The organism is Acinetobacter sp. S54 (assembly GCF_016624945.1).
Lineage (GTDB): Bacteria > Pseudomonadota > Gammaproteobacteria > Pseudomonadales > Moraxellaceae > Acinetobacter.
Map to the genome: position 1 here is coordinate 62,716 of NZ_JACVUI010000001.1, position 25,476 is coordinate 88,191.

General features: G+C 41.7%; 25 protein-coding genes. 14 read left to right on the top strand and 11 right to left on the bottom strand.

Annotated elements, in window-relative coordinates; genetic code table 11:
• Positions 1–38: 38 nt before the first annotated feature.
• The 7 genes from IAE20_RS00295 (at position 39) to IAE20_RS00325 (ending at position 7,439) form a co-directional block, all read left to right on the top strand.
• A complete protein-coding gene (locus IAE20_RS00295) occupies positions 39–2,579 on the top strand; it encodes a fimbria/pilus outer membrane usher protein (protein ID WP_200482046.1) in 2,541 nt (846 codons plus the stop codon).
• Between the two features lie 25 nt (positions 2,580–2,604).
• The gene (locus IAE20_RS00300) at positions 2,605–3,339 is read left to right on the top strand and encodes a molecular chaperone (RefSeq protein WP_200458957.1); all 735 of its coding nucleotides are present in this window, start codon (positions 2,605–2,607) and stop codon (positions 3,337–3,339) included.
• Between the two features lie 39 nt (positions 3,340–3,378).
• Positions 3,379–3,807 carry a hypothetical protein gene (locus IAE20_RS00305; RefSeq protein WP_200458958.1) on the top strand — a complete coding sequence of 143 codons (429 nt, stop codon included), beginning with the start codon at positions 3,379–3,381 and terminating at the stop codon, positions 3,805–3,807.
• Positions 3,800–4,333, top strand: a complete 534-nt coding sequence (locus IAE20_RS00310; protein ID WP_200482045.1) for a fimbrial protein — start codon at positions 3,800–3,802, stop codon at positions 4,331–4,333. Before IAE20_RS00305 ends, IAE20_RS00310 begins: the two co-directional genes overlap by 8 nt.
• The gene (locus IAE20_RS00315; RefSeq protein ID WP_200482044.1) at positions 4,333–4,878 is read left to right on the top strand and encodes a fimbrial protein; all 546 of its coding nucleotides are present in this window, start codon (positions 4,333–4,335) and stop codon (positions 4,876–4,878) included. The genes IAE20_RS00310 and IAE20_RS00315 overlap by 1 nt, the downstream gene beginning before the upstream one ends.
• Before the next feature lie 12 nt (positions 4,879–4,890).
• The gene (locus IAE20_RS00320; protein ID WP_200482043.1) at positions 4,891–6,030 is read left to right on the top strand and encodes a hypothetical protein; all 1,140 of its coding nucleotides are present in this window, start codon (positions 4,891–4,893) and stop codon (positions 6,028–6,030) included.
• Between the two features lie 275 nt (positions 6,031–6,305).
• On the top strand, positions 6,306–7,439 hold the full coding sequence (locus tag IAE20_RS00325; RefSeq protein WP_200482042.1) for a hypothetical protein: 1,134 nt from the start codon (positions 6,306–6,308) through the stop codon (positions 7,437–7,439).
• Positions 7,440–7,508: 69 nt separating this feature from the next.
• Here IAE20_RS00325 and glmS read toward each other — a convergent pair whose 3' ends face one another.
• The 8 genes from glmS to IAE20_RS00365 all read right to left on the bottom strand — a co-directional run bounded on the left by glmS (position 7,509) and on the right by IAE20_RS00365 (position 15,833).
• Positions 7,509–9,347 carry a glutamine--fructose-6-phosphate transaminase (isomerizing) gene (glmS, locus tag IAE20_RS00330; protein WP_200458963.1) on the bottom strand — a complete coding sequence of 613 codons (1,839 nt, stop codon included), beginning with the start codon at positions 9,345–9,347 and terminating at the stop codon, positions 7,509–7,511.
• Between the two features lie 12 nt (positions 9,348–9,359).
• A complete protein-coding gene (glmU, locus tag IAE20_RS00335; protein ID WP_200458964.1) occupies positions 9,360–10,724 on the bottom strand; it encodes a bifunctional UDP-N-acetylglucosamine diphosphorylase/glucosamine-1-phosphate N-acetyltransferase GlmU in 1,365 nt (454 codons plus the stop codon).
• Between the two features lie 11 nt (positions 10,725–10,735).
• On the bottom strand, positions 10,736–11,260 hold the full coding sequence (locus tag IAE20_RS00340; protein ID WP_200482041.1) for a phosphatidylglycerophosphatase A: 525 nt from the start codon (positions 11,258–11,260) through the stop codon (positions 10,736–10,738).
• Positions 11,238–12,155 (bottom strand): thiamine-phosphate kinase, encoded by a 918-nt coding sequence (gene thiL / locus IAE20_RS00345; protein WP_200482040.1) that lies wholly within the window; start codon positions 12,153–12,155, stop codon positions 11,238–11,240. Before thiL ends, IAE20_RS00340 begins: the two co-directional genes overlap by 23 nt.
• Positions 12,156–12,169: 14 nt before the next feature.
• Positions 12,170–12,619 carry a transcription antitermination factor NusB gene (gene nusB / locus IAE20_RS00350; RefSeq protein WP_200458967.1) on the bottom strand — a complete coding sequence of 150 codons (450 nt, stop codon included), beginning with the start codon at positions 12,617–12,619 and terminating at the stop codon, positions 12,170–12,172.
• A gap of 3 nt (positions 12,620–12,622) precedes the next feature.
• Positions 12,623–13,093: a 6,7-dimethyl-8-ribityllumazine synthase gene (gene ribE / locus IAE20_RS00355; protein WP_004986034.1), complete on the bottom strand. Its 471-nt coding sequence runs from the start codon at positions 13,091–13,093 to the stop codon at positions 12,623–12,625.
• Positions 13,094–13,104: 11 nt separating this feature from the next.
• Positions 13,105–14,226, bottom strand: a complete 1,122-nt coding sequence (gene ribBA / locus IAE20_RS00360; RefSeq protein WP_200458968.1) for a bifunctional 3,4-dihydroxy-2-butanone-4-phosphate synthase/GTP cyclohydrolase II — start codon at positions 14,224–14,226, stop codon at positions 13,105–13,107.
• A 299-nt stretch (positions 14,227–14,525) separates the two neighbouring features.
• On the bottom strand, positions 14,526–15,833 hold the full coding sequence (locus tag IAE20_RS00365) for a hypothetical protein (RefSeq protein ID WP_200458969.1): 1,308 nt from the start codon (positions 15,831–15,833) through the stop codon (positions 14,526–14,528).
• 59 nt (positions 15,834–15,892) lie between these two features.
• On the opposite strand from IAE20_RS00365, the gene serB reads away from it, so the two are divergent.
• The 4 genes from serB (at position 15,893) to IAE20_RS00385 (ending at position 19,075) form a co-directional block, all read left to right on the top strand.
• A complete protein-coding gene (gene serB, locus IAE20_RS00370; protein ID WP_200458970.1) occupies positions 15,893–17,113 on the top strand; it encodes a phosphoserine phosphatase SerB in 1,221 nt (406 codons plus the stop codon).
• 427 nt (positions 17,114–17,540) lie between these two features.
• Positions 17,541–17,876, top strand: a complete 336-nt coding sequence (aciT, locus tag IAE20_RS00375) for a ciprofloxacin tolerance protein AciT (RefSeq protein ID WP_004995642.1) — start codon at positions 17,541–17,543, stop codon at positions 17,874–17,876.
• 153 nt (positions 17,877–18,029) lie between these two features.
• Positions 18,030–18,509, top strand: a complete 480-nt coding sequence (locus IAE20_RS00380; protein ID WP_200458971.1) for an SCP-2 sterol transfer family protein — start codon at positions 18,030–18,032, stop codon at positions 18,507–18,509.
• Between the two features lie 95 nt (positions 18,510–18,604).
• The gene (locus IAE20_RS00385) at positions 18,605–19,075 is read left to right on the top strand and encodes a hypothetical protein (protein ID WP_200482039.1); all 471 of its coding nucleotides are present in this window, start codon (positions 18,605–18,607) and stop codon (positions 19,073–19,075) included.
• Between the two features lie 55 nt (positions 19,076–19,130).
• On the opposite strand, the gene dtd is transcribed toward IAE20_RS00385, so the two are convergent.
• Positions 19,131–19,571, bottom strand: a complete 441-nt coding sequence (dtd, locus tag IAE20_RS00390) for a D-aminoacyl-tRNA deacylase (protein ID WP_200458973.1) — start codon at positions 19,569–19,571, stop codon at positions 19,131–19,133.
• Between the two features lie 162 nt (positions 19,572–19,733).
• Here dtd and pncB point away from each other — a divergent pair, with 162 nt between their 5' ends.
• The 3 genes from pncB (at position 19,734) to asd (ending at position 22,745) form a co-directional block, all read left to right on the top strand.
• Complete coding sequence (gene pncB, locus IAE20_RS00395) at positions 19,734–20,942, top strand: nicotinate phosphoribosyltransferase (RefSeq protein WP_200458974.1); 1,209 nt, start codon at positions 19,734–19,736, stop codon at positions 20,940–20,942.
• Positions 20,943–21,048: 106 nt separating this feature from the next.
• On the top strand, positions 21,049–21,897 hold the full coding sequence (locus tag IAE20_RS00400) for a sulfurtransferase (RefSeq protein ID WP_200482038.1): 849 nt from the start codon (positions 21,049–21,051) through the stop codon (positions 21,895–21,897).
• The gene (gene asd, locus IAE20_RS00405) at positions 21,894–22,745 is read left to right on the top strand and encodes an archaetidylserine decarboxylase (RefSeq protein ID WP_200482037.1); all 852 of its coding nucleotides are present in this window, start codon (positions 21,894–21,896) and stop codon (positions 22,743–22,745) included. The genes IAE20_RS00400 and asd overlap by 4 nt, the downstream gene beginning before the upstream one ends.
• A gap of 563 nt (positions 22,746–23,308) precedes the next feature.
• Here the strand turns inward: asd and IAE20_RS00410 are convergent.
• Complete coding sequence (locus IAE20_RS00410) at positions 23,309–24,808, bottom strand: aldehyde dehydrogenase family protein (RefSeq protein WP_200458977.1); 1,500 nt, start codon at positions 24,806–24,808, stop codon at positions 23,309–23,311.
• A gap of 63 nt (positions 24,809–24,871) precedes the next feature.
• The gene (locus tag IAE20_RS00415; protein WP_200482036.1) at positions 24,872–25,465 is read right to left on the bottom strand and encodes a TetR/AcrR family transcriptional regulator; all 594 of its coding nucleotides are present in this window, start codon (positions 25,463–25,465) and stop codon (positions 24,872–24,874) included.
• Between the last annotated feature and the right edge of the window lie 11 nt (positions 25,466–25,476).

The window sequence follows — 25,476 nt, forward strand, 5'->3', positions numbered from 1 at the left end:
TGAGAGAAAGATTTTGCTGTCTTTAAAGGTGCCGCAGTATGAAGCTTAAACTTAACAAAGTAACGCAAGCCATTTTGTTGGCGTTCAGCTTTAGCACATGCGCGGCTCATGCTACAGAATTTAACTTAAATGTATTAGATGCAGAAGACATTGAAAATGTTGATATGAGCCAGTTTTCCGTTGCGGGCTATGTTCCGCCTGGCAACTATGTTTTAACTACATTTGTGAATGGGCAGCGTTTAGGTGCGCCACGCGATATTTCAATAATAAAATTGGAAAATAAAGATAATACCGCCTCTCAACTTATATGTATTCCTTTAGAAATGCTTGAGCTTATTGGGTTCAATGCATCAGGCAAAGAAAAAGTTACCAGCACTCAACAGGGCCAATGTCTGGATCTGTCAGCGTTGTCTGGTACGCAAACCAAAGTCGAGTTGCCGACATTATCTCTGAATATCACGATCCCCCAGATCTGGATGGAATATCGCGATCCTTACTGGATTCCGCCTGCACTTTGGGAAGAGGGAGTAAATGGTGGATTTATTGATTATAGTGCCAACCTCTCGTTTACAGACGAAAATAACTCCGGTAAACGCACCTATTTATCTACCAATGGTACGGCAGGTGTCAACCTCGGTGCATGGCGTATCCGCGGTGACTTTAATGCGATTTATCAAAAGCGTGAAGGAACTGGAAGCAGTCAGGAATTACATAATTTCGATTTTAACCGATTTTATGCTTTTACCTCGCTTAAAGATATTTCATCAGTCCTAACGGTTGGCGAAAACTCTTTTTATTCAGACGTATTTGAATCGTGGCAGTACAGTGGTGTTTCACTAGAAAGTGATGACCGGATGCTACCACCAAAACTTGTGGGCTATGCACCAGAAATTATTGGTGTTGCGAGTACCAATGCAACGGTTACTGTTCGTAGTCAGGATCGCGTTGTTTTAGAAACCACTGTCCCACCGGGGCCTTTCCGTATTCAAACACTTGATAGTGGGGTACGTGGGGTATTGGACGTTACAGTGCGTGAAGAAAATGGTGAAGAAAAGAAATTTAGTATCAATACCGCTTCACTCCCTTATTTAACACGTCCAGGACGAATGGTTTATAAGCTTGCTGCGGGTAAAACACGCTATGACGCGCACTCTGTTACGGGTAGAGCTGTATTAAGTGGTGAATTTTCCTATGGATTGACCAATGCATGGTCGATTTATGGCGGTTCGCAACTTAATGGCGATTATCAAACATTTGCTGCGGGTGTCGGTCGCGACCTCTTTTCTTTGGGCGCACTTTCACTGGATATTGCTCAATCGGTTTCAAACTTTGAAGACCAAACCTTACGTGGACGCTCATATCGTTTGAGTTATGCAAAGTCTTTTAATGACTTACGTACAGATATTACCTTTGCTGGGTATCGCTTTGCTGACCAAGACTACCGAACTTTAAACCAGTTTATGAGGCAGGATCGTACAGGTGGAGAAAGTAGCGGGCAAAAAGAAAACTATCAGATTTATCTAAATAAGTACTTTGATAAATTTAACCTGTCTTTCAATTATCAATACAGTACTTATTGGCAGAATAAACCACAAACACAATATGGTTTATATGCCAGCACTTATTTCAAGATGCCGGGAGCATCTAAGGAAAAAGCCAGCGTTTCGCTATCTGCAACCAGAACTGAACGTGATACGGGCCTTCAGGATGACTCGATTAACTTTTACCTGACGTTGCCACTTTCAAGTGGACGTAGTATTTCGCTTTCAGAATTGTATTCTAAAACAAGTGGTTATAATCAATTTAACCACAGCGTAGGCTACAGTGCTTATAACGAACATGATAACTATAGCGTGAACGTTGGCTACAATCATGGTGAAAACATGGATAGCCAGTCGAGTATCAGTGGTTATTACTCACGTGATTTCTCACAGGCAGATGTGTCGGTAAACGCAAGTTATGTACCTGAGCAATATACGAGCGTTGGGGCGTCTATTAGAAGTGGTATTACAGCAACTTCAAATGGTATTGCTTTGCATCGTTCAGCCAATGGTGATACTCGATTAATGATTGAAACACCGGGTACAAGTGGTGTTCCACTTCAAAATGGAATCACCAAAACAAATGCTGCGGGGCTGGCTGTGCTTCCAAACATTAGCAGCTACCGTCAGTCTACGGCATCAATTAATACCAGCAAATTACCAGATGATATTGAAGCACTGGTATCAACGACTGACATTACCCTTACCAAAGGGGCAATTGGTTACCGTAGTTTATCTGTAATGAAAGGGGATAAATTATTTGCGGTTTTATCATTAAACAATGGGAAAAATCCACCATTTGGAGCCAGTGTGCGCAATGCAGATAACCGTGAGTTGGGTATTGTGGGTGAGGATGGTGTTACATGGCTAATTGGTGTTGCGCCAAAAGAGAAGTTATCCGTTTATTGGGGTGGTAAAGTACAGTGTGAATTGTGGTTACCTGAGAAGATAGAGTCATCATCGAGCATGTTGGACTTGCCATGTACATCTGGTACAGAGACATCACCGGTAGCTAGTTCGATATCGTCAAGACAATAAATTAATGAGTTTTACGAGGTAAATTATGTTGAATTCAACTCTACGTGGTGGATTGCTTGCCAAGCTTTTATGTACGACTGCCCTAATCTCCATGAGTGCGCAAAGTGCTGTCACATTAGACAGAACACGTATTATTTTTCCGGGTACGGAAAAATCAATTAATGTCACTATTTCAAATGACAATCCAGAAGAAGCCTACCTTGCACAGAGCTGGATTGAAGATTTGCAGGGCAATAAACTAACCAAAGGTGCAATTTTGGCAACCCCGCCTTTGCAACGTGTTGAAGCCAGTAAAAAAAGTCTGGTGCGTTTAAGCACCACGCCAGAAGTTGCGAAGTTACCGCAGGATAGAGAGTCTACTTTTTATTTTAACTTACGAGAAGTTCCACCTAAACCTGCCACTGGTAATACGTTGCAAATTGCCTTGCAGTCAAGAGTAAAACTATTTTATCGACCAAGCAGTATTTTGGCAGAAGCCGAGACTCAATGGCAGCATAAAGTCACTTTGACCAAGACAGCAAAAGGTTATCTTTTAAATAATCCAACTCCTTTTAATTTAACGGTGATTGGATTTGGTAACAGTAAAGAGCAAGCAGAAAAAAATGCCTTTAATGCGGTCATGGTGGCACCAAAGTCGACGCATGAAATAACCTCTGCTGCTTTGGCAACGCCACATTTAACTTACATTAATGACTACGGCGGCAAACCAACCATGTTTTTTAACTGTCAGGGCGAAACCTGCACGGTTAAAGGCGAATAATATTTTTAATAAACCGTTATTGGCGACAGGGGAACCACGTTGAGCAAACAAAAAGTAATGAAAAATCCGAAAAATGTGTGCTGGATATTACTCATTGTTGGCAGTGCATTTGGTCACAGTGTGTTGGCTCAAAGCCCTGTCGGGAGTACATCTATAAAACAGTCAGATTATGAACCGATCCATCAAGGTGTGGTGCGGGTCAATGCGGTTGTTTTTAATGCGCCCTGTAATTTGGACTTTAAAGAAAAGTTGATGTTAACGGGATGCGGTGCGGGAAATGATTACAGTCAGATGTTGATTTCCGATGCAGCCGCGGACACTCCTGCAAAGTTACGTTTTTATGATGCGCAGCATCATCAAAGTATGGCAACGACCCCGATTTCTTTATCAAACGGCACGAACACTATTCTTATGCCTTCATTGATGGAAAATCAAAATAGCCTTCGTTTAGAGGTCAGTTATGAATAGCATAAGAACACGTTGTTTGGCATTGCCACTGTCACTTTTTTTAGCCGCGCCCCATGCATACAGTGCGGGTTCGCTTGATGTTCAGTTTAGCGGAGAGTTAATAAGCACGGCGTGTAAGATTGATAGTGAGTCGTTAACTCAGGAAATTACGCATGAAAACTTGAACTGGCGCTCGATTAACCAACAAGGTTCAAGTTATTTAACCCCTTTTTCTATTGGCATCGATAATTGTAGTGATACAGACTTGAATAAAAGTATCAAGCTGACATGGCAGAGTAATCAACTGGTTGAGCTGAGCGGAGTCAATTTTGTAAAAACGCAAGGGACGAGTGGCGTGTTGCTTGGAATCGTCGATCAGAACAATCAACCTATTGTCTGGAACAGCCCGACATCTGTTGCGACAGTTTCAGTTGCCAACGATGTGCAACATATTAACTTTAGTGCATTTGTTCGTAAGCCTGCTACGGGTGAGGCCAACATAGGTGATTTCACTAGCACGGTAACCTTTGCGGTGGAGTATCAATAATGAATAAAATCAATCCGTTGATAAAATCTTTATGCCCTGTGTTACTGCTGATTTCGACGTGGGGACATGCCGATGTTTTAGTGAACGTGACTGCGCAGATGCTAACGCCTGCCTGTAATATTGCGATGGGGATGGGCAAGGGATCAAATGTTGAATTTGGTCGGGTTCAGGTGGAAGATCTAAAGAAAAACCTAGAACCCACGCAAGAATTCAGAATAGATATAACGGGATGTGATTTTGGAAATAAAGTAGTGGGTCTAGCAATGCTGCCTAAGATGGGTTCAGTGGTTGAGTATAACAGCCAAAGCTTATTGACCACCACTACCGATGGCTTGGCGATCTCGTTTAAAGATAAGGCTAATGGTAAGTCACTAAAACCAGACGGTTCTGTGCAAAGCATTAATCTCACGAAGTATTCAGATATTAGTTTATCTAAAACACGTTTCGCAACGCTAAAAGTACAGTTAATCAACACTAAACCAGTGGATGAGCTGGAGTTAGGTCCTTTTCAAGCCGTCATCACGCTGCTCGCGCAGTATCTGTAATAGAGGTTGAGTATGTTGAACTCTAAATTTAACGCGTTTCTAGACTGTTATCGTCATTTAAACGTTCGCCAAATCGCCGCGATTTCCTCTGTTATAGGGCTTAGTTTATTGGGTTTTGAGGCAAATGCAGGCTATGCACCCAAGATTCAAAATTCAAGTGATGGATATAGGATCACACTTGATAGTAATACTCCAGTTGAACCCAAAGCTGTAACGGGCAGTGATGGGCATAATTATTATCAGATCGGTGAACCAATTGTAATGACTCAAACTTCTCCATCTGTTACGGCAACGGGAAGGGTCAATTGTTCAGGCACAACATGGTCAGGGGGGGTTTTAGGGTTGACTGGTGCATGGCATCGTTTATTTATATATCTTCCGCCAACCGGGATAAAGATTGGTACTCAGAACGCCTATCGGATTAATTCCAATGTAGTTATGACAATTACGGAGGACTTAGCAGATTGGCAACAAAGAGGGGGAAGTATGTGTCAAGATTTAAAAGATTATTCTACAACAGCTTCTGTTTCAACTTTCTCCTCGCAGTTCCCCATCACATTCACGTTTTATTTAAATGAGAAGGTTATTGATGGTCAGATCGTAATCCCGGGGATGGATTTAGCTGGCTATGTCCGCGCTTTTAATCGCGACACTACGAAACCAACTCAAACGTCTTGGACGATTCAAGATACTACTGCACCGATGAGACTGAATACCTCACAATTGAATTTGGTCTCTTCCTGTAGTACCCAGACCCACTCAGGGGCAGGTGGAACAGGCACGGGCACACTCAATTTAAACCATGGTACGTTAAAAAGTAATGAGTATGACAGTCTGGTCAGTGGGCAGGTGAACTATAACTGTACTTTTTCGACCTCAACGCCTATACGTTTAAGACTTAACTATGCTAAAGACGGTGACCCGCAAGGACGCTTACCTCTTACAAATACTGCAATCGGGACGACAGACAAGATCTACACTGAACTGACCATGCGTGATGAAACCACTGGCCAGACTGGTGGAGTGGATCGGGATATTCATACCGATATTGAGCAATCTAAAACCATTAGCATCACCAGCCATTTACAAGGTACAGATGCAGTGGCAGGCAACTATCAGGGTTCTGCATGGTTAATCGCAACATTTGATTAACCTTTGAGCGGACTACTGTTTGATAAACTCATAAACACTTGCCTAGCGGATCATGATGAAGATCATGGTGATGACTAGGCAAGTCAATCGATAGCCATAGATTTTTCATGTTTTTATGAATCCAGTGATTGTAGTGATTCAGCATGGCGGTTAGCACTAAAAAGCGTTTAAATATGTGGAGTATTGCCAAGATATAGAGTGTGTTGCAGACAAGGATGGTCAAGACAACAGACTTACTGTTCGTCTAACAAGCATAATTTAAAATAGAAGACTTTATGATGTTAAATATAAAATTTAAAGTTCTAACTTCTCTGTGCCTTGCGCCTTTGGCTCGTGTGTTGGGCATGCTAAGTGGCTTGCTCTGGTCAATGACGCCTTTGCATGCGGATTATGCAGCGGTTATAGACGATTCATCTCATGGCTATCATTATGATTTATCGTCTAACACTACGGTCAGTTCTCAAGCAGAGAAAGGAACAGATGGCGATTATTATCTTATTGGTAGCCCTTTTTCACTAAGTGAAATTAATGGAACAGGGAGCGGGCAATGTGTAGGTCAGACGTGGGGATATCTAAGACCGGGGGATATACCTGATACTGAATTTGATGCTTCGAATGTCTATCATTTTTTAAAGATGTTTATACCTAAAGTAGCGCCCTCGGTATCTATTTCAGGTCGAACCGCCTATCAGCTTAACTCAAATGTGTATGTCACCGTAGAAGCGGGTAATTCATACATGATGTACACTTGGTCAAAGACACCATTGGCATCCGTTTGTGCTAGGGGTGGAGGAAGATATTACGTTTACAGTTTAACTTCACAATTTCCTATTGTTTTAAGGTTTTATTTGAAAAATAAAACGATTGATGGGCAGGTGGTTATTCCTGCAACCCCATTGGCTGGATATTTTCGCGCTTTTGGTAACCGAACTCCAAGTGCAGTCACGACATTTGAAAAGTCATCGGCTCCTATCTGGTTAAATTATTCACGTATTAATTTTAATGCGACCTGTACAACGTCTACCAGTAGTTCAGGCTCTATTGGGACGTTAAACTTAAATCATGGGGCTTTAGCGACCACTCATTATGATAGTTTGGTCAGTGGTCAGGTCAACTATAGCTGTGATTTTACAAAATCGACCGATGTAATATTACGGCTCAACTATACCAAAGATGGGGATCCGCAAGGTCGGTTGCCTTTAATCAATACATTAGATAATAGCAAGAAAATCTATACCACACTTTCCATGCAGGATGAGTCAAGTGGTCAGGAAGTTCAAGCGGGAACTGATCTAAAAGTTTCCATTGAGAAATTTAAGACCATCACTGTAAAAAGTCATTTGCGTGGAGAAAATGCTGAGGCGGGGGACTATAGTGGTTCTGCGTGGTTAATTGCGACGTTTGATTAAACGTTCGATTTCGTGTTTGCCTTGCAAATGAGGAAAAATCGCCTGCTTTTTAGAAAGCAGGCGATTTTATTATTCTACGGTCACAGATTTTGCCAAATTACGTGGTTGATCGACATCTGTACCACGTAAAACGGCCACATGATAAGACAGTAACTGCACAGGAATACTATAAATAATCGGGGCTAGCCATGCGTTGACTTTGGGAATATAAACCACGTGTTGGCGGTCTTTTTCCACAATGCCACTGTTTTCATCCGCGAAGACAAACAGTTCACCACCACGTGCCTGAACTTCTTCCATATTGGATTTTAATTTATCCAGCATATCATCGTTTGGCGCCAAAATGACCACAGGCATTTCGTTGTCAACCAGAGCCAATGGGCCATGTTTGAGTTCGCCTGCTGCATACCCTTCCGCATGGATATACGAAATTTCCTTGAGTTTGAGCGCACCTTCCAAAGCAATTGGGAAATGTGTACCACGACCCAAAAACAAACAGTGCTGTTTTTCAACAAACAGTTCTGAAAGGCGTAAAATCTGATCATTTTGCTGCAAGGTATCCAGCATAACTTTTGGACAATGCCAAAGTTGTGTTGCAATATCTGCAATTTGAACATCAGAAATTTGTTGTTTCACCTGACCAACTTTTAAAATTAATAACATTAAAGCTGCAAGTTGTGTCGTGAATGCCTTGGTTGAAGCCACACCAATTTCAGGGCCAGCCAGAGTCAATAAATGATGATCGGTTTCGCGTACCATTGAAGAGGTTGCAACATTACAAATGCTTAACGTTACAATATCCAGTGCATTGGCCTTGGCACGTTTTTGAGTTTCACGCAGGGCTGCCAAAGTATCCGCAGTTTCACCCGACTGAGAAATACAAACGTAAAGCGTATTGGCAACAATCACGGGCGAGCGATAGCGGAATTCACTGGCAATCTCGATCTGACAAGGAACGCCAATCAGTTGTTCAAACCAGTATTTGGCAATCATGCCAGAGTGATAACTCGTACCACAGGCAATAATCTGAACGCTTTGAATTTTAGAAAAATCTAGCTCGGCTTTTTTCAAAAAGTCTTCACGCAGTGTATTGTTATTTAAAGCCTGAGAGATGGTTTGCTGAATTGCATCGGGCTGCTCATAAATCTCTTTGAGCATATAATGCTTATATTCACCTTTAGAGGCATTACTAACTGCTGCATCCAATTCTTTAATTGGACGTTCAACACGCTCACCATGCGCATAAATATCAATACTGTCACGAGTTAAACGCGCAATATCGCCTTCTTCGAGATAAACAAAGCGGTTCGTGATGGGTAAAAGTGCAAGCTGATCCGAGCTAATGAAATTTTCACCAATCCCAACGCCAATCACCAGCGGGGAACCTTCACGTACCGTAATCAATTCATTAGGATGTTGGGTATGCACAATACCAAGAGCATAAGCACCTTTCAGCTTTGGAACGACTTGACGTACTGCATCGAGCAAACTATCTGTATGTTTTAAGGCGTCATTCACGAGATGCGCAACCACTTCGGTATCGGTTTGCGAAGTGAATACATAGCCTTCTGCCTGAAGCTGATCTTTAAGCTCTTGATAGTTTTCAATAATACCATTATGAACGACAGCAACGTCACCCGATACATGCGGATGTGCATTATTTTCAGTAGGTTTGCCATGAGTTGCCCAACGGGTATGAGCAATTCCGAGAGAACCTGTCAAATGATGTTCACTGACGGCTTCTGCCAGATTGGCGACTTTGCCCACCCGACGTTCACGTAAAATATGCTGATTATTTACCAGCGCAACGCCCGCAGAGTCATAACCACGGTATTCAAGGCGCTTTAAACCTTCAATTAAAATATCGGTAATACTACGTTCAGCAACGCCGCCGACAATACCACACATAGGTTAATCCTCTTATTTCTTCAACTTTTGGGGACGTTGATAGTTTGATTTTTCAAATTGTTCAGCGCGTTCAAACGCCAGAGTATTGTCCGCCACATTACGGGTAATGACCGATCCTGCACCAATGGTGGCACCATTGCCAACCGTAACCGGGGCAACCAGTGAACTATTTGAACCGATAAATGCGGCATTACCAATCACGGTTTTGTGTTTGTTGGCACCGTCATAATTACAGGTAATGGTTCCTGCACCAATATTGGAACCTTCACCAACTTCGGCATCACCCAGATAGGTAAAATGATTGGCTTTGGAACCTAACCCGATACGAGTATTTTTAACTTCCACAAAATTGCCGATATGCACTTCATTGGCCAATACTGCGCCGGGACGTAGTCGTGCAAATGGGCCAATCTGAGCATACTCACCGACAACAGCATTTTCAAATACACTATACGGCTGAACTTTGGTGCCTGCGGCGATAGAGGTATTTTTGAGAATACATCCAGCACCAATTTCAACGCCATCGCCCAATTCGCATTCACCTTCAATGATCACATTGATATCAATGCGCACGTCCTGACCGACTTTGAGTGAACCACGCAAATCAAAACGAGCAGGATCACTTAAAGTAACACCTTGTTGCATCAGTTCAATGGCTTGTTGCTTTTGAAATTCGCGTTCCAGTGCCGAGAGTTGTAGACGATCATTCACACCTTCAACTTCATAGGCAAGTTGGGGTTGAATCGATGCAATTTCAAGTCCATCTGCAACCGCCATTGCTACGATATCAGTGAGATAATATTCACCTTGGGCATTATTATTTGAAAGCTTTGGCAACCATTCATGTAGTTTTTGATTGCTAACGCAGTAAATACCCGTATTGATTTCTTGAATCTTGTGTTGTTCTTCGTTGGCATCCTTATGCTCAACAATCGCCTGAATCAGGTTGTTTTGGCGAACAATACGACCATAACCTGTTGGGTTGTCGACATTTAGAGTAATCATGCCAATGCCAGAAGGTGTAGACACTGCAATCAGTTGTTCAAGTGTTTGCTGGCGGACTAACGGCACATCACCATATAAAATCAGGGATATGCCGTCTTTTGGCAAAACAGGCAGGGTCATTTGTACTGCGTGACCTGTACCCAATTGTTCTGCTTGTTCGACCCATTGGATTTGTTCTTGTGCAAATTGTTGTTGTACCCGATCACCGCCGTGTCCATAAATGGTAATGATATTGCCTGCATTGAGTTTTTTTGCAGTGCTAATGACGTGACCCAATAATGGTTGTCCAGCAAGGGGTTGTAATACTTTTGGAAGTTGGGAGCGCATCCGCGTTCCTTTACCTGCTGCAAGAATAATAACGGTCGTTGACATGAATAACCTACTTAACGGCTTAGACCAAACAATAAATAAATTAAGATACAGAGCGCAGCCCAAACTCCTGCGATAATATCGTCCAGCATGATACCAAAACCGCCCTCTACACGTCGATCAATCACGCGAATCGGCCATGGTTTCCAAACATCAAACAGGCGAAATAGCAGAAAGCTGATGAGTGCCCATTGTATATTCATTAGATTAAAAAAGATTAAAGGCAAAACAGTAATGGATTGACCTGCAAATTCGTCCCAAACGATGCGTCCATCATCATGTACACCCATCAAATCCGCGGTTTTACCGCAAATGTAAATTCCGACAAGACTCATGATAAAAATAACAAAAACAGAGGGATAAAAACCCAACCAGATCCAAATTGGGATAAGCAACAATGCAAACGCTGAACCAAATGTTCCCGGCGCTTTAGGGAGCAATCCTGAGCCAAAACCAACGCCACAAAAGGTGATAAAGCGGTCTGACCAGCGCATACTCTTAAAAGGAATGGAGGATTTAGGCAAAATGTTGATATCCATGAAACTGAACGGGATGGTCTTGACCATTATGTTCAAATACTAGTTTTGTGTCCTGTGTAATCAGGCCAATCATTGTAATGTTGACATCTAATTGTTGTTGCAAAAGTTTTTCGTAGTTTTGCGGTGTTATTGTAAAGCAAAGTTCGTAATCATCGCCACCCGCGAGAGCATATTGCCATTTTTGTTGATCTGGCAAGACTTGAAGTGCGGGGTCAAGCGGGAGTTGATCCAGAAAGATTCTGGCTCCGACATGGGATGCCTGTAAAATATGTCCCAGATCTTGGACCAGACCATCCGAAACATCGATCATGCTTGAGGCTAATCCTTTTAGGCTTTGACCGAGTTCGCAACGCGGTGTGGGGTAGTCCAGACGTGACCGGAGTGCCGAACCCAAATGCTGTAATCCGTAGGCTGCATCGCCCACCTGACCGCTGACCACAATATAGTCACCTACTTGAGCACCCGACCGACAGATCGCCCGACCAGAGTCGATATAACCGAGTGCCGTGACTGTAATGGTCAAATGTGGACTTTGTGTGGTATCCCCCCCAATCAAGGTTACTCCAAACTGATCGCAACAATCGAAAAGTCCCTGACTAAAACCGTGCAACCAATCATGGTCAATATTGGGTAAACTGAGGGCTAATAAAATACTGTGGGGTTTTGCAGCCATTGCCGCAATATCAGATAAATTTACTGCAACACTTTTCCAGCCAATCGCATGGGCAGATGTTTGCAGTGGAAAATGCCGACCTGCAACCAGCGTATCGGTACAGATGACCAATTGCTGCTGGGCAGGGGGAGTCAAAATAGCTGAGTCATCACCGACGCCGACATCGCCCTGCTGTGTTAAAGGACGAGTGAAATATTGCTCGATAATAGAAAACTCAGCCATGACTTAAAAGTTACTTATTGAGCTTGTTGCTTTTCTGCTTCACGCAGTGTGGACGCTAAACGATCCAAGACGCCATTGATATATTTATGGCTGTCTGCACCACCAAAATGTTTGGCAAGCTCAATGGCCTCATCGAGGACTACACGATAAGGAATTTCTAGGTGATCACGTAGCTCGTAAGCACCTAAACGTAAAGTCGCTAACTCTACACCATCTAGGGCTTTAAGCTCGCGGTCAAGTACAGGAATCAGCAAAGTATCCAGATTGTCATGATCTGCAATGACTTGAGTCAATAGCTCATGATAATAACCAAGATCAACCTTATGCATGGCATTTTCGGCACGGGTACGCGCTTCAATTTCATGCACAGGATTATGGCTCATTTGCCATTCATAGATACCCTGCACCGCAAAACGACGTGCTTTACGTTTTGCCGCATACACGGCTTGAAGTGTTTGAGACATGCCTTAGATTGCCTTTAACAAATTAACCATTTCAATTGCAGTCAGTGCTGCTTCTGAACCTTTATTGCCCGCTTTTGTACCAGAGCGCTCAATTGCTTGTTCAATACTATCTGTGGTAAGTACACCATTGATCACAGGAAGTGTGCTTTCAAGTGCAACTACGCCTAACCCTTTGGCACATTCACCTGCCACAAAGTCAAAATGTGGCGTACTACCACGAATCACTGCACCTAATGCAATGATGGCATCAAATTTATCTGACGCTGCCAGTTTTTTTGCAACAATTGGGAGTTCCCATGCACCCGGTGCATAAGCCACAGTGATATTGTCTTCACTCACGCCATGACGTTTTAAAGTGTCAATTGCACCTTCAAGCAAGTGCTCAACTACAAAGCTGTTAAAACGACCCACTAAAATCGCGTAACGGCCTTCGCTCGCGAGATGTAATAAACCTTCAATTCGGCGAATTGCCATAATAACCTCGATTAATTTTCTATCGTTTGATCAGCAGAAATATATTCTACCACTTCTAAATTAAAGCCTGACAGTGCATTAAAGCGTAAAGGGGAGCTAAGGAGCTTCATTTTCTCTACACCTAAATCACGTAAAATCTGTGCACCTACCCCAATTGTTTGATATTGGTGTGATAATGCTGCATTGGATTTAACAGGTTTAGGTTTATTCAGGCTTTCAAGCGCTGGGCCTAAGTCCTGCAAATGATTCTGTCCGATCCAGACCAATACTCCACGTTCAGCAGCAGCAATGGTGCTAAGTGCACGATCTAGATTCCATGCAGGTTCGCCATCCTGTTTATTCAGTTTAAGCAAATCACGGACGGGATTAAAACCATGTACACGAACAGTGGTCACACCTTCTTTAGGTTCACCTTTGACTAAGGCCAGATGAACATCAGGGTTGCCAATTTCACGGTAACGATATAGCTCAAATAAGCCATACTCAGTTTCAATAGTTTGTTGCCCCAAACGTTCAACTGTTTGTTCGTTCGTCATACGATAGTGAATGAGGTCAGCAATGGTTCCAATCTTTAAACCATGTTTTTCGGCAAAAACCTCTAAATCTGGACGACGTGCCATCGTGCCATCTTCATTAATAATCTCACAAATGACAGAAGCGGGTTCCAAACCAGCAAGGCGAGTCAGATCGCAGCCAGCTTCAGTATGACCTGCACGGTGTAGAACTCCACCTGGTTGCGCCATGAGCGGAAAAATATGACCAGGTTGAACAATATCAGCAGGTTTGGCATGTGCAGCAACCGCGGCATGAATCGTATGTGCGCGTTCAGCCGCAGAAATACCTGTAGTAATGCCTTCGGCGGCTTCAATCGACAAGGTGAAATTGGTTGCGTGTTGCGCACCGTTGTGATCGACCATCAGCGGTAAATTAAGCTGTTGGCAACGTTCACGACTTAAGGTTAAACATACCAGACCACGGGCATGCGTAATCATAAAATTGATATCTTCTGGGCGCACGTGGGTAGCGGCAATGACTAAATCACCTTCATTTTCGCGATCTTCATCATCCATTAAGATGACCATTTTGCCAGCACGGATATCCGCGACCAGTTCTTCAACATTACTCAACGGCATGAGCCTTCACCTTTTGATGATGTCCAAAAGACAGTTACGTTCACAATGTGTTGCATAGTCTACCGTGTTTTGGGCAGATTTGCCTATGCTTCTATCATTTAGTTATGGGGTTCTCTTTATACACATAAGTGAATTCATTTGAAAAGTATTGTAATTCTTAAATGCTGAAATTTTGTTTGATTTTTGGACGAAGGCTTTGCGTATATTAAGATAAAAATATAAATTCAATGACTTAAGTGCAATTCAATTTTTTTAAGAATAAAGAAACTCCCCCAATGGGGAGCTCTACGGGCTTGGCTTTATACTTCTGATTGGGGATCTGTCTGATTTTCAATGGAAGCTTTGGCCTTTTTGCCCATCAAGATTTCAGTACGGATTTGTTGGGCAAGCTCTGCACATTCTGTATTCATACCATTTTGCATAAATGCATGGCGAGTCAAGACATTGGCTGGATTTGGCATCGCAACTAACTGATAGCATTCACTAATCGCCTTAAGCTGTTCGTTATTTAAATGTAAAGCCGACTCTTTGGCATGTAAATGACCAGTGAGGCGCTGTGCTGCTTGTACAGCATCTAGTTGCATGGCAGCCACCGCAGTCGAAACCGCCGAGCGAGTCTGTAAAGCAAAGCGTTTATCTTCACGATAGCGTTTATACAGAACATCTGACAATAATTGAAACACCGCACCAATCATGAGTAAACACTCAACCGCATGAGGCTCTTGATCAGAAATACTTAAATCTGAGCCCTCAGCATTAAATTCATTGATTACATGAATACTAGACGAGCTGAGTTGATAATGTTTGGTACATAATTCAATGCTTTTATTCAGGAAAATTTGACACAGTTTAAAATAAGGGACAGAAACGGATTGGTTGACACTGTTTAGCAATTGCTTAGGGTCGTAAAACTGGATGTTAAGTGCCAAAGTATGATCTGTTTGATCTTGATCCAGTGTTTTTGTCACCACGGTGACTTTGGGCTTAGGTTGTTGTTTAGCCTGTGCAATGAGGGTCACGGCATTTTGTTTTTCAACTTCAAGTGCTTGAGTCAATTGTTGAATTTCGTGTTTGAGGCGCGATTCGTTATTGATTCGTGCCAGATATTCACTACGACTTGGACGCGCAATAGCACGATAAGCTAACCATAACAGCCCATGAATGATAAATGACACCAAAATCGCCAACCATTGGGTTCTTAAAATTTCACCAATACTGGGTTGAATCAGGGTAATTTCAATGCTGCCGACTTTCTTTTCGTTTTGCAGGGCATCACGAACAAAAACTTCACCTTGACGAGTTTGTGACATGCCACTGGTGGCCAATACCTGTTTATTGGCATCTAAAATTCGAATCGAGGCAACGCTGGGGTTGGTCGCATAGCGATTTGCCAGAAGTGCCAGAGAAACTGTATTGGCAGGTTCGAGTTCCGTTAAACTGTCAGTTACGAGTTGACTGGTCATGAGTTGACCCTGACTAGCACGGTTTTCATTGAGCTGATGCGTCGTTGCAATCACCAATAAAAAGGTATGCAAAGCAAAACTTACGATTAATAGGCTAGCAAATAGCCCCTGTCTAGGTGCGTTCAACGTAAACTTCCAAGGCAAATAGATTCAAATTCGATTATCATTCTAACAATAGTTGCAGCTCAGACCCGAGTCAATTCATGCGAGAAATCATTCTTATCTCTTTTTTAGGACCTGATCAACCGAATCAGTTTACCCGATTAATGCAGGTTTTATCTGTACACTCATTGCAAATACTGGACGTAGGGCAAGCGGTGATTCATAACCAATTGACCCTCGGCATTGTCGTGGCTTCAAATGATGAAACCGCAACGGCACTTGCTATGAAGGAAATCCTGATTTTAGCACATGATATTGGTTTGACTGTGCGCTTTAAACCGATTTCAAGTGCAGAATACGATCAATGGGTAAGCGAAGGTGGACGTACACGTTATATTGTGACGGCGCTGGCACCAGAGCTTACGGCTTCCCACTTGCAGGCGGTTACAAAAATTGTGTCTGCTCAAGGGTTTAATATCGAAACGGTAACGCGTTTGTCAGGACGTTTGGCACGTGATGCAGAAAACAACGCGCCGCGCCGCGCCTGCGTGCAGTTTGGTTTAAGCGGCCAAATGCTAGATGCACAGGCGATGCGCGCAGCCTGTTTGAGTTTATCTGGTGAACTCAATATTGATGTCGCGGTTCAAGAAGACAATGCATATCGCCGTAACCGTCGTCTGGTTTGTTTTGATATGGATTCGACCCTGATTGAGCAGGAAGTCATTGATGAGCTTGCTTTAGAGGCTGGTGTAGGTGAACAGGTCGCAGAAATCACCGAACGTGCTATGCAAGGAGAGCTTGATTTTCAGCAAAGTTTTCGTGCGCGTGTGGCTTTGCTGAAAGGTCTGGATGCTTCGGTTTTGCCTACAATTGCAGAGCGTCTCACCATTACTGAGGGAGCCGAGCGATTAATTTCAACGCTTAAAGCGCTTGGATATAAAACAGCCATTCTATCTGGCGGGTTTCAATATTTTGCCGAATATCTCCAACAAAAACTCGGAATTGATGAAGTTCATGCCAACATTCTGGATGTGCAAGAGGGGATCGTGACAGGGGAAGTAAAAGGCGCAATTGTTGATGGGGCACGTAAAGCAGAATTGCTGACCCAACTGGCTGATAAAATGGGTATTTCACTAGAGCAGGCCATGGCAGTAGGCGATGGTGCCAATGATCTTCCTATGCTTTCTATTGCGGGATTGGGTGTTGCATTTCGCGCTAAACCGCTAGTACGTCAAAATGCCAATCAGGCCATTTCTAGCGTTGGTCTGGACGGAGTTCTGTATTTACTCGGCATGCACGATAAAGATTTAAATCGCGCATAATGTAGTAAGATTTTCCCAAAAAACGCTGCATATGAATGTGGCGTTTTTATATCAATAATCTATCTGGAATCAAGCGCTTTTGTACCGTTTATCGGCTGTTAAATTTTGAAATAACTCCGCATAAAAATTTTTTGAATGAGTCAAATTTTAAGGATAGTTTTTTGTAATGACACGCGACCGATGACACGCTCAGGCACTTCGTACTTTTTTAAATCATTCAAAATGTAATGACAAAATAATGTTGCGACAATATGTGTCGTATAAGAAAAAAACAGGTCTTTTTTTCTTTAAAAAACTCTCCATAATGCATCTAACACGTTCAACAGATATTTTTTGTCAACATTCAGCAGTGTTGATTTGATTACGGTTTCGGGGATGAACTCAAGGTCATTATGACCCAGAGAATGATCTTAGACGGAGGTTTAGTATGGTAACAGCGAATTTCGCCACACTGTCAGGGTTTGGTTTAATTGCACTTGCACTTGCTGTTGTTTTCTTCTCACCTTACCGTCGCTGGCTTGGTTTTATGTTGGCAGGCATGTTTTTTTGGGGACTTTTGGAAGTCGTCCGTTATGGCGTACAAACACTTTTTGAGATGCCTGTCACCTATAGTTATTTAACCGCTTTAAGTCTGGCGATGGTTGCTGTTACCCTGGTGTTGTTAAGAGAAGACCGTTTGGCGCAAAAGGCATTGGCAAATCGTCAATACATTGAGCATACACCTGTATACGAGGATGATCAGCAACAATGCTCAAGTCGCTAAAATAGGCTAATAGTTGAAATTAGAAAGCGTAGGTTATCCTGCGCTTTTTACGTTTTATTATTTTTTGTAATACAAAGCTTTTATTTAAGTGCTTACATTTATGCTAGGATGATCGCGTTTAGTTCCATAAGAATACGAATAGGCTTGAATGTCATGAAACTTTCTGCTCTACCTGTTGTAAAGTTACCATTGGTTGATGTCAGCACAGATCCTCTGGATTTGCTGGTAGTCGGTTTGGCTCTGCGTATGAAACAACTGGCACGTACCAGTCCCAAATTTATTGAAATGACACATGATCGTGCGTTTCGTATCCAGATTGGTACAGATTTAGGCTTTGCACGTCAGATTATTGTCAATCATGGCCAAATTGAAACAGTGGCAGGTAGTCCAGAGCAGGCCGACTTTATTTTACAATTTGCTGATAGTGAGCAAGCGGTAAAAACCTTGATGAAAGGCGATCCGACAGCTTTTATGACGGGTATGCAAAACGGTAGCATTAAAATGGAAGGTGATTTTGGCTTACTGGTTTGGTTTAATCAGGCAGCTAAATTGATTCCGCCAAAACTACCAAAACCAGTCAAAGAAAAGATTAAGCAAGCACGTTTGTTTATTAAGCAAAAAACAGGTAAATAAAGTTATATAAGCTATTGAAATTAGCTAATTTATATGAAGAATACCCCTTTTTTAGGGGTGTTTTTTATGAGCAAATTTTACCAATCGTATTGATAATGTCTTGTTTTACAGGTTGTGCAAGTATTATTTCTGGTTCAACCCAAACCATGACTATCAAAAGTGTACCTGACTCGGCTCAAATTAAAATTATAAATAAAAGTGGCGAAGCCGTTCATCAAGGTGAAACACCTTTAACAGTGACTTTAAAAAGAGGAGCTGGATATTTTAAGCCGCAAAGTTATACGGTAACCTTTAATAAAGCGGGCTATCAGGCCAAAACAGTACAAATTCAAGCGACCGTAAACGGCTGGTATTTTGGAAATATCTTATTAGGCGGCATTTTAGGTCTACTTGTCATCGATCCTGCCAAGGGTGCAATGTATCGACTTAATCCAAATGATGTGAATGTTGTTTTAGACCAAGAGCAAAGTTCGGAAGCTAACTCTACCCAAGCATTTACTGTGATTTTGAAACAGGCATTGCCTGAGTCTATTGCAGCACGTGCTGAGAAAATTGCGCAATTGTAGAGATAAAATTTATTTAGGATTTTCCATAGCTTGAGATGCAAGCTATGGAGTTTAACTAGTCTACTTCTAGTTGAAAAGTCACAGGCCCGTCATTGATTAAATGCACTTTCATATCTGCCGCAAAAATACCAGTTTGTACTGTGGGGAATTGGCTTTGCGCGTAGATAACGAGTTGTTCATACAGCTCTTTAGCCGTGTTTGGCGGCATAGCAGGGCCAAAATCTGGTCGTAAACCCTTTTGGGTTTGTGCCATTAGGGTAAATTGAGAGACGAGAAGTAATCCACCCTGTGCTTGCGATAAATTCCACCCCATTTTTCCATTTTCATCATCGAAAATGCGATATTTAATAATTTTATCAACAAGTTTTTGACCTTTTTCCAAAGTATCATCACGCCCCAGTCCTAAAAAAACCAGTAGACCTTGTTGAATTTCACCTGTGATTTGTCCATCGACCACAACTTTGGCCTGTAAAACTCGCTGTATTAATGCCCGCATAAGGATGATCATTGACTTAAAACACGATGATTTTAGCAGAAATTTTTTCTCTCAAAAAAATTCATGTTCCACTAAAGTGGCAATGCTTTATACAAAACCTTGCGATTTTAGCAATTAAAATATGCTTTAATGCAATAAGCTTATTCTTAAACTGACACGTCTATGTCATCAATTATTCATTCATTGCTGGATACAGATTTATATAAATTCACCATGTTGCAAGTGGTATTACACAAGTTTCCGCAAACCCATAGTGTTTACCATTTCCGCTGTCGAAATCTACAAGATACGATTTATCCTCTAGCCGATATTTTGCCTGAATTAAATGAACAGTTAGATCATTTATGCACTTTAAAATTTAAGGATGACGAACTGCAATATTTGCGGAGTTTTCGGTTTATCAAAAGTGATTTTGTTGATTATCTGGAATTGTTTCAGCTTAAACGGCGATTTATTCAAACTGGGGTAGATGAAGAAGGTCGTCTGGATATTTGGGTCGAAGGTCCCATGGTTCAGGCAATGATGTTCGAAATTTTTGTATTGGCGATTGTCAATGAGCTGTATTTCCGCCGTATTCGTAGTGATGCCGTATTAGCTGAGGGTGAACGTCGTTTACAAACCAAGCTTGAATTATTAAAACAGTATTCGTCGCAGCAAAATCCCAATGATCCGCCATTTCTGGTGTCAGATTTTGGTACTCGTCGTCGTTATAGTTTTGAATGGCAAAAGCATGTGATTGAGGAGTTTCATCAAGCTACTCCTAATATTTTCCGTGGGACCAGTAATGTTCTGCTTGCTAAAGAGTTGGGGATTACGCCGATAGGAACCATGGCGCATGAGTTCTTACAGGCTTTTCAGGCATTAGATGTGCGTTTACGCGATTTTCAAAAAGCCGCACTGGAAATGTGGGTACAGGAATATCGTGGTGACTTGGGGATTGCATTGACTGATGTGGTGGGAATGGATGCTTTCCTACGTGATTTTGATTTGTATTTTGCCAAACTGTTTGATGGCCTGCGTCATGATAGTGGCGATCCTTATGAGTGGGGCGATAAAGCGTATGAGCATTATCGTCATCTTAAAATTGATACCAAGACTAAAATGCTTACCTTCAGTGATGGACTCAACTTGGAAAAGGCATGGGAATTGCATCAATACTTTAAGGATCGTTTTAAAGTCAGTTTTGGCATTGGAACCAACCTCACGAATGATATGGGACAAACGCCACTCAATATTGTGTTGAAACTGGTGGAATGTAATGGCCAGTCGGTTGCAAAAATTTCCGATAGTCCAGGTAAGACCATGACAGATAACGATACATTTTTGGCGTATTTACGTCAGGTTTTTGAAATTCCTGAAGAGGTTGAATGATTTTATTTAGCTGATTTTCTGCTAAATATTGGTAAAAAATCAGCAAAACCATGAAAATGCTTATGTTAAGATCGACCTACTTATTAATGCAACGTGATGATTTGCAATGACGGCACCTGAATTTAACTTTGGTTTACTAATAGAAGCAGAAGATTTAGTTCCTTATCTGGGACATGAATGTTTGCGCATAGTTGATTTGAGTCGTAGTTCAGTCTATGAACAACTTCATATTCCTCATGCGATTCAGCTTAAACCCAAGCAATTGGTAGCACAGCATGATGAGGCGACAGGTGTTTTACCTTCAATGGAACAGCTTCAGCAATTAGTCCAATATTTAAATATTTCGCCTGAACATCATGTGGTGGTCTATGATGATGAAGGGGGGGCATGGGCCGGGCGTTTGATCTGGAATTTACACTGTATCGGTTTTACCAGAACCAGTTTGCTCAATGGTGGGATTCATGCATGGCTCGGTGCAGGTTTTCCAACCACTTCAGAGATTGAAAAAACACAGCCTGTTGAAAAACTGGTACAGGTTGATTTATCGCAAGTTAATCAATATAAAATTGATTATGATGAATTGAGAAAACAGGTCGAAACGCAACATATCCAACTATGGGACTGTCGTACCACAGAAGAATACACAGGGTTACGTCTGGCGGCGCGACGCGGTGGTCACATTCCTGCTGCACTTCATTTTGAATGGAGTACTGCCCTTGATCGTCAAAATCATCTAAAATTGCATCCGCTTGAACGTACCCGAAATCGATTGGAACAATTAGGCTTCCAATTGAACCAACCTGTAGTGGTATATTGCCAATCGCATCATCGTTCGGGTTTAGCTTATATCGTCGGTCGTTTACTACAGTGGCCGATTCGTGCTTATGATGGTGCATGGAGTGAATGGGGCAATCGCCTCGATAGTCCGATTATTACTGGAGAGAATCCACTTTGAGTTTTACATCACGATTAAAAAAAGACTTATTTATTAAAGCTCAATCACTTGTTCCTCAGCATCAGCTCAGCCGCGTGGTGGGTAAAGTGGCTGCCAGTGAAAATGTGGTGGTCAGAACCGCAGTAATTCAAGCGTTCAAGGCGAAATATGGCATTGATCTTTCCATTGCAGAACAGGGAGATGCTTTAAAATATAAATCTTTTAACGAATTTTTTACTCGTGCGCTTAAAGATGGGGTGCGTGTAATCGATGCTTCACCTCAGAGTATTGTTTCACCTGCGGATGGGGCAATTTCGCAGATTGGGACGATTAAGGATGGTGATATTTTCCAAGCAAAGGGCCAAAGCTTTTCTGTCGAAAAATTAATTGGTGATCCGCAATTAGCAGAACCATTTAAAGAGGGTCAGTTCGCGACAGTATATTTATCGCCAAGAGATTATCATCGGGTACACATGCCATTTTCTGGCACATTGACTGAAACGTTATATGTGCCAGGTGAGTTATTTTCAGTGAATCAAATCACGGCTGAAAATATTCCTGGATTATTTGCTCGCAATGAACGTATGGTGTGTTTGTTTGATACAGAACTAGGGCGCATGGCGGTGGTTTTGGTTGGCGCAATGATCGTAGCGGGTATCGAAACAGTAGCAACGGGTAAAGTTAAACCGACAGGCCGTTTAGAATTACAGCAACATGAGTTAAAACTGGAAAAAGGCGCTGAACTAGGACGTTTTTATTTAGGTTCAACAGCTGTGGTGTTATTTGAAAAAGACAAAATAGCTTGGGAAGAACAGTTTAAAGCGAATTCAGTGGTGGTAATGGGCGAAAAACTGGGACATTCGGTTTAGATTTCAAAAATGCGCAGATATAATTTGACTCCATAAGTTAGTATATTTAATCGGCAGTCCAATTTTTTAGGGTTGATGATGAATGTTATGGTTTTCTGCGTTGATTTATTCATTGGATGTCATAATTTTCAGTGCATTAAAAGTTATTTAATAAGCAAAAATAATAAAGTGTTTTTATAAAATTTAGAGAATCAATAAAATTCAGAGATAAACCTAGTCATACGTTTAGAAATATATGTAAAGCATTTATATTCCTTAAAATTAATTTTTATTTCTTGTGATTTAGATATTTTTGGGTGATCGTTATTCTTATGGGCATAATAATATAAATCATACAAAAAACGATTATTGCACAAATAAAAAATTGATGAATAAACGGAGGCATTTGAGGCAATAAAATTGCAATGCTATGGTGCCAGAGTTTTGGAATCATTAAAGTTAGTGGGTAAATTGATATAAAAATACCCAAACTTTGTTTTAGCTTTGTGGCTGTCATATGTGAACCTGAATTTATATATTTTTTAAAGCAGAAAAACCAGAGAGAACTCTCTGGTTTTATTTGATTATGCAGATGGGCCAAAAATATCATTGACTGCTTGCCAGTTAGTTAATGGTTTTAAACCAGAGGGGAACCGAATCGCTTTCATATGTCCAAATTCTTTAAGGGTATCGATGCAATGTTCCCGTCCAAAACCACTGTGTTTATTTCCACCAAATGGCATACCATGTGCACGTCGATTGTAAGTATTCATCAGTACCATACCAACATCTACCAGACGAGAAAGGCGTAATCCCTTTTCAATGTCTTGTGTATAAATACCGCATACGAGACCATATTCAGATTGATTGGCTAAAGCTGCAGCCTCTTCAAATGTGTCAAATGGTGTAATTGTTACGACGGGTCCAAAAATTTCCTCATTAAACAAGGCACTCGATGCCGGAACATCCACGAATAACGTGGGTTTAATATAAAAACCTTCTTTTAAATGTGCATCTATTGGTAATGCGGCTTGTGCAGCAATAGTAAGCCCTTCTTCAATGCCTTTATCAATATAAGATTGAACACGCTGTTGATGAGCCTTACTAACCAGCGGTCCAACATGGGTCTCATTTAGCATTCCATCACCGACATTGAGTTGCTTCACGCCTTCCGCTAATTTTTCAACAAAACGATGATAAATGCCACGTTGCACGATCATACGAGACGAAGCCGTACATGATTCACCCTGATTAAAATAGCCTCCTTCTAGAGCATCGCGGATAACCCGTTCAAAATCCGCGTCATCAAAGACGACAAATGCATTTTTACCGCCTAATTCAAGGAGGGTAGGTGTAATGTTGGTTGAGGCGCTTTTTAAAATAGCGCTACCCGCTCGAGTTGATCCCGTAAAGCTAATTTTTTTTACAAGTGGATGACTTGAAAGTGCTTCACCTGCAACTATACCCGTGCCAGGAACGACATTAACCACATTCGGGGGAAGAACTGTTTGCAGGAGTTCAACAATGTACATGGGTGTTAAAGGCGTTTGTTCACCAGGTTTGAGTACAACGGTATTACCAACTGCTAGAGCAGGAGCTAATTTACCAGCGGTATGGATAGGTGGCCAGTTAAACGGAATGATCGCTCCTACAACACCAAGAGGTTCTACAATAATAGACGTATACAAATGACCATGATCAATAAACCCGCCTGGAATTTTATCAACTAAACTGGCAAAGTAGCGGAATAATTCAATCAGCGCATTGACATCAAAATTACGGGCTTGAGAAAAAGGTTTTCCATTTTCCAATGTTTCAATACGGGCAATTTCATCGGCATGCGCTTCCAGTACGTCTGCACATTTTAAAAGTAACTTGCTACGTTCCTCTGCTGAACGATGTTTCCAGTCAGTTTCAAAGGCTTCATTTGCGGCTTCGATTGCTGCATCCATTTCGGCCTGACCGCCCCCTTGAATAATAGCAATGACTTCACCAGTAGCCGGATTTTCGACAGTAAACTGGTCGTCAGGATTTTCTGATGACCACGCTGTTTTTTTCAATAAATTGTTTGATAGAACTTTCATAGGTTTTACCTTTTATTTATTGCACTACACTGTGTAGTGCAATTTTTAAGAAAAATAATCAGCCTATGGCTGATAACCATTTATAAAGCATTGAACGGCTGCTTGAACAACATGTTCTTTTCGTTGCATATCGGGTTCATCGGATAAAATAATTAAGCCTAACCCAATTAGCGGTTCATTAATCATGCCGATGAATTGCTGTGTAGCAAGCCCAATATCATCTATTTTCAACAAATGGGAGTGTTTCATTTGAGTTAAATAATCAAAAATAGATTGAATCATGGGCTCTTTTCCCAAGCGGTAAAAATTACGAGGTAAATCAGGAAAACGATCTCCTTCAACAATTACCAATTTGAGAAAAGAACGTACAATTGGAGGTGACCAGTAATTTGCAATAGCCATTCCCAAATTGAATAGTCCTTTAGAAGGGTTATGTTGAGCGTCATCATTTTGTTCTGGCCGATAAGGCTTTACATTTTTCCAGATATCAATAATGACAGCATTAAAAAGTTCCTCTTTACTGTCAAACTGATTATAAATTGTACGTCTGGCAACATTTGCAACGAGAGCCAATTCATCCATACTTGTTGCTTCAAAACCCTGTTTTAAAAAGGTTTGTTTTGCAGCTTGAATAATTAGATCTCGTTTACTGGACATGTGAAGCGCCT

Excerpts from the sequence above, each read along its gene's own strand:
- IAE20_RS00295 (WP_200482046.1), top strand. The coding sequence starts at position 39 with ATGAAGCTTAAACTTAACAAAGTAACGCAAGCCATTTTGTTGGCGTTC.
- IAE20_RS00300 (WP_200458957.1), top strand. The coding sequence starts at position 2,605 with ATGTTGAATTCAACTCTACGTGGTGGATTGCTTGCCAAGCTTTTATGT.
- IAE20_RS00310 (WP_200482045.1), top strand. The coding sequence starts at position 3,800 with ATGAATAGCATAAGAACACGTTGTTTGGCATTGCCACTGTCACTTTTT.
- IAE20_RS00315 (WP_200482044.1), top strand. The coding sequence starts at position 4,333 with ATGAATAAAATCAATCCGTTGATAAAATCTTTATGCCCTGTGTTACTG.
- IAE20_RS00320 (WP_200482043.1), top strand. The coding sequence starts at position 4,891 with ATGTTGAACTCTAAATTTAACGCGTTTCTAGACTGTTATCGTCATTTA.
- IAE20_RS00325 (WP_200482042.1), top strand. The coding sequence starts at position 6,306 with ATGATGTTAAATATAAAATTTAAAGTTCTAACTTCTCTGTGCCTTGCG.
- glmS (WP_200458963.1), bottom strand. The coding sequence starts at position 9,347 with ATGTGTGGTATTGTCGGCGGCGTTGCTGAACGTAGTATTACCGATATT.
- glmU (WP_200458964.1), bottom strand. The coding sequence starts at position 10,724 with ATGTCAACGACCGTTATTATTCTTGCAGCAGGTAAAGGAACGCGGATG.
- IAE20_RS00340 (WP_200482041.1), bottom strand. The coding sequence starts at position 11,260 with ATGGATATCAACATTTTGCCTAAATCCTCCATTCCTTTTAAGAGTATG.
- thiL (WP_200482040.1), bottom strand. The coding sequence starts at position 12,155 with ATGGCTGAGTTTTCTATTATCGAGCAATATTTCACTCGTCCTTTAACA.
- nusB (WP_200458967.1), bottom strand. The coding sequence starts at position 12,619 with ATGTCTCAAACACTTCAAGCCGTGTATGCGGCAAAACGTAAAGCACGT.
- ribE (WP_004986034.1), bottom strand. The coding sequence starts at position 13,093 with ATGGCAATTCGCCGAATTGAAGGTTTATTACATCTCGCGAGCGAAGGC.
- ribBA (WP_200458968.1), bottom strand. The coding sequence starts at position 14,226 with ATGCCGTTGAGTAATGTTGAAGAACTGGTCGCGGATATCCGTGCTGGC.
- serB (WP_200458970.1), top strand. The coding sequence starts at position 15,893 with ATGCGAGAAATCATTCTTATCTCTTTTTTAGGACCTGATCAACCGAAT.
- aciT (WP_004995642.1), top strand. The coding sequence starts at position 17,541 with ATGGTAACAGCGAATTTCGCCACACTGTCAGGGTTTGGTTTAATTGCA.
- IAE20_RS00380 (WP_200458971.1), top strand. The coding sequence starts at position 18,030 with ATGAAACTTTCTGCTCTACCTGTTGTAAAGTTACCATTGGTTGATGTC.
- IAE20_RS00385 (WP_200482039.1), top strand. The coding sequence starts at position 18,605 with ATGTCTTGTTTTACAGGTTGTGCAAGTATTATTTCTGGTTCAACCCAA.
- dtd (WP_200458973.1), bottom strand. The coding sequence starts at position 19,571 with ATGCGGGCATTAATACAGCGAGTTTTACAGGCCAAAGTTGTGGTCGAT.
- pncB (WP_200458974.1), top strand. The coding sequence starts at position 19,734 with ATGTCATCAATTATTCATTCATTGCTGGATACAGATTTATATAAATTC.
- IAE20_RS00400 (WP_200482038.1), top strand. The coding sequence starts at position 21,049 with ATGACGGCACCTGAATTTAACTTTGGTTTACTAATAGAAGCAGAAGAT.
- IAE20_RS00410 (WP_200458977.1), bottom strand. The coding sequence starts at position 24,808 with ATGAAAGTTCTATCAAACAATTTATTGAAAAAAACAGCGTGGTCATCA.
- IAE20_RS00415 (WP_200482036.1), bottom strand. The coding sequence starts at position 25,465 with ATGTCCAGTAAACGAGATCTAATTATTCAAGCTGCAAAACAAACCTTT.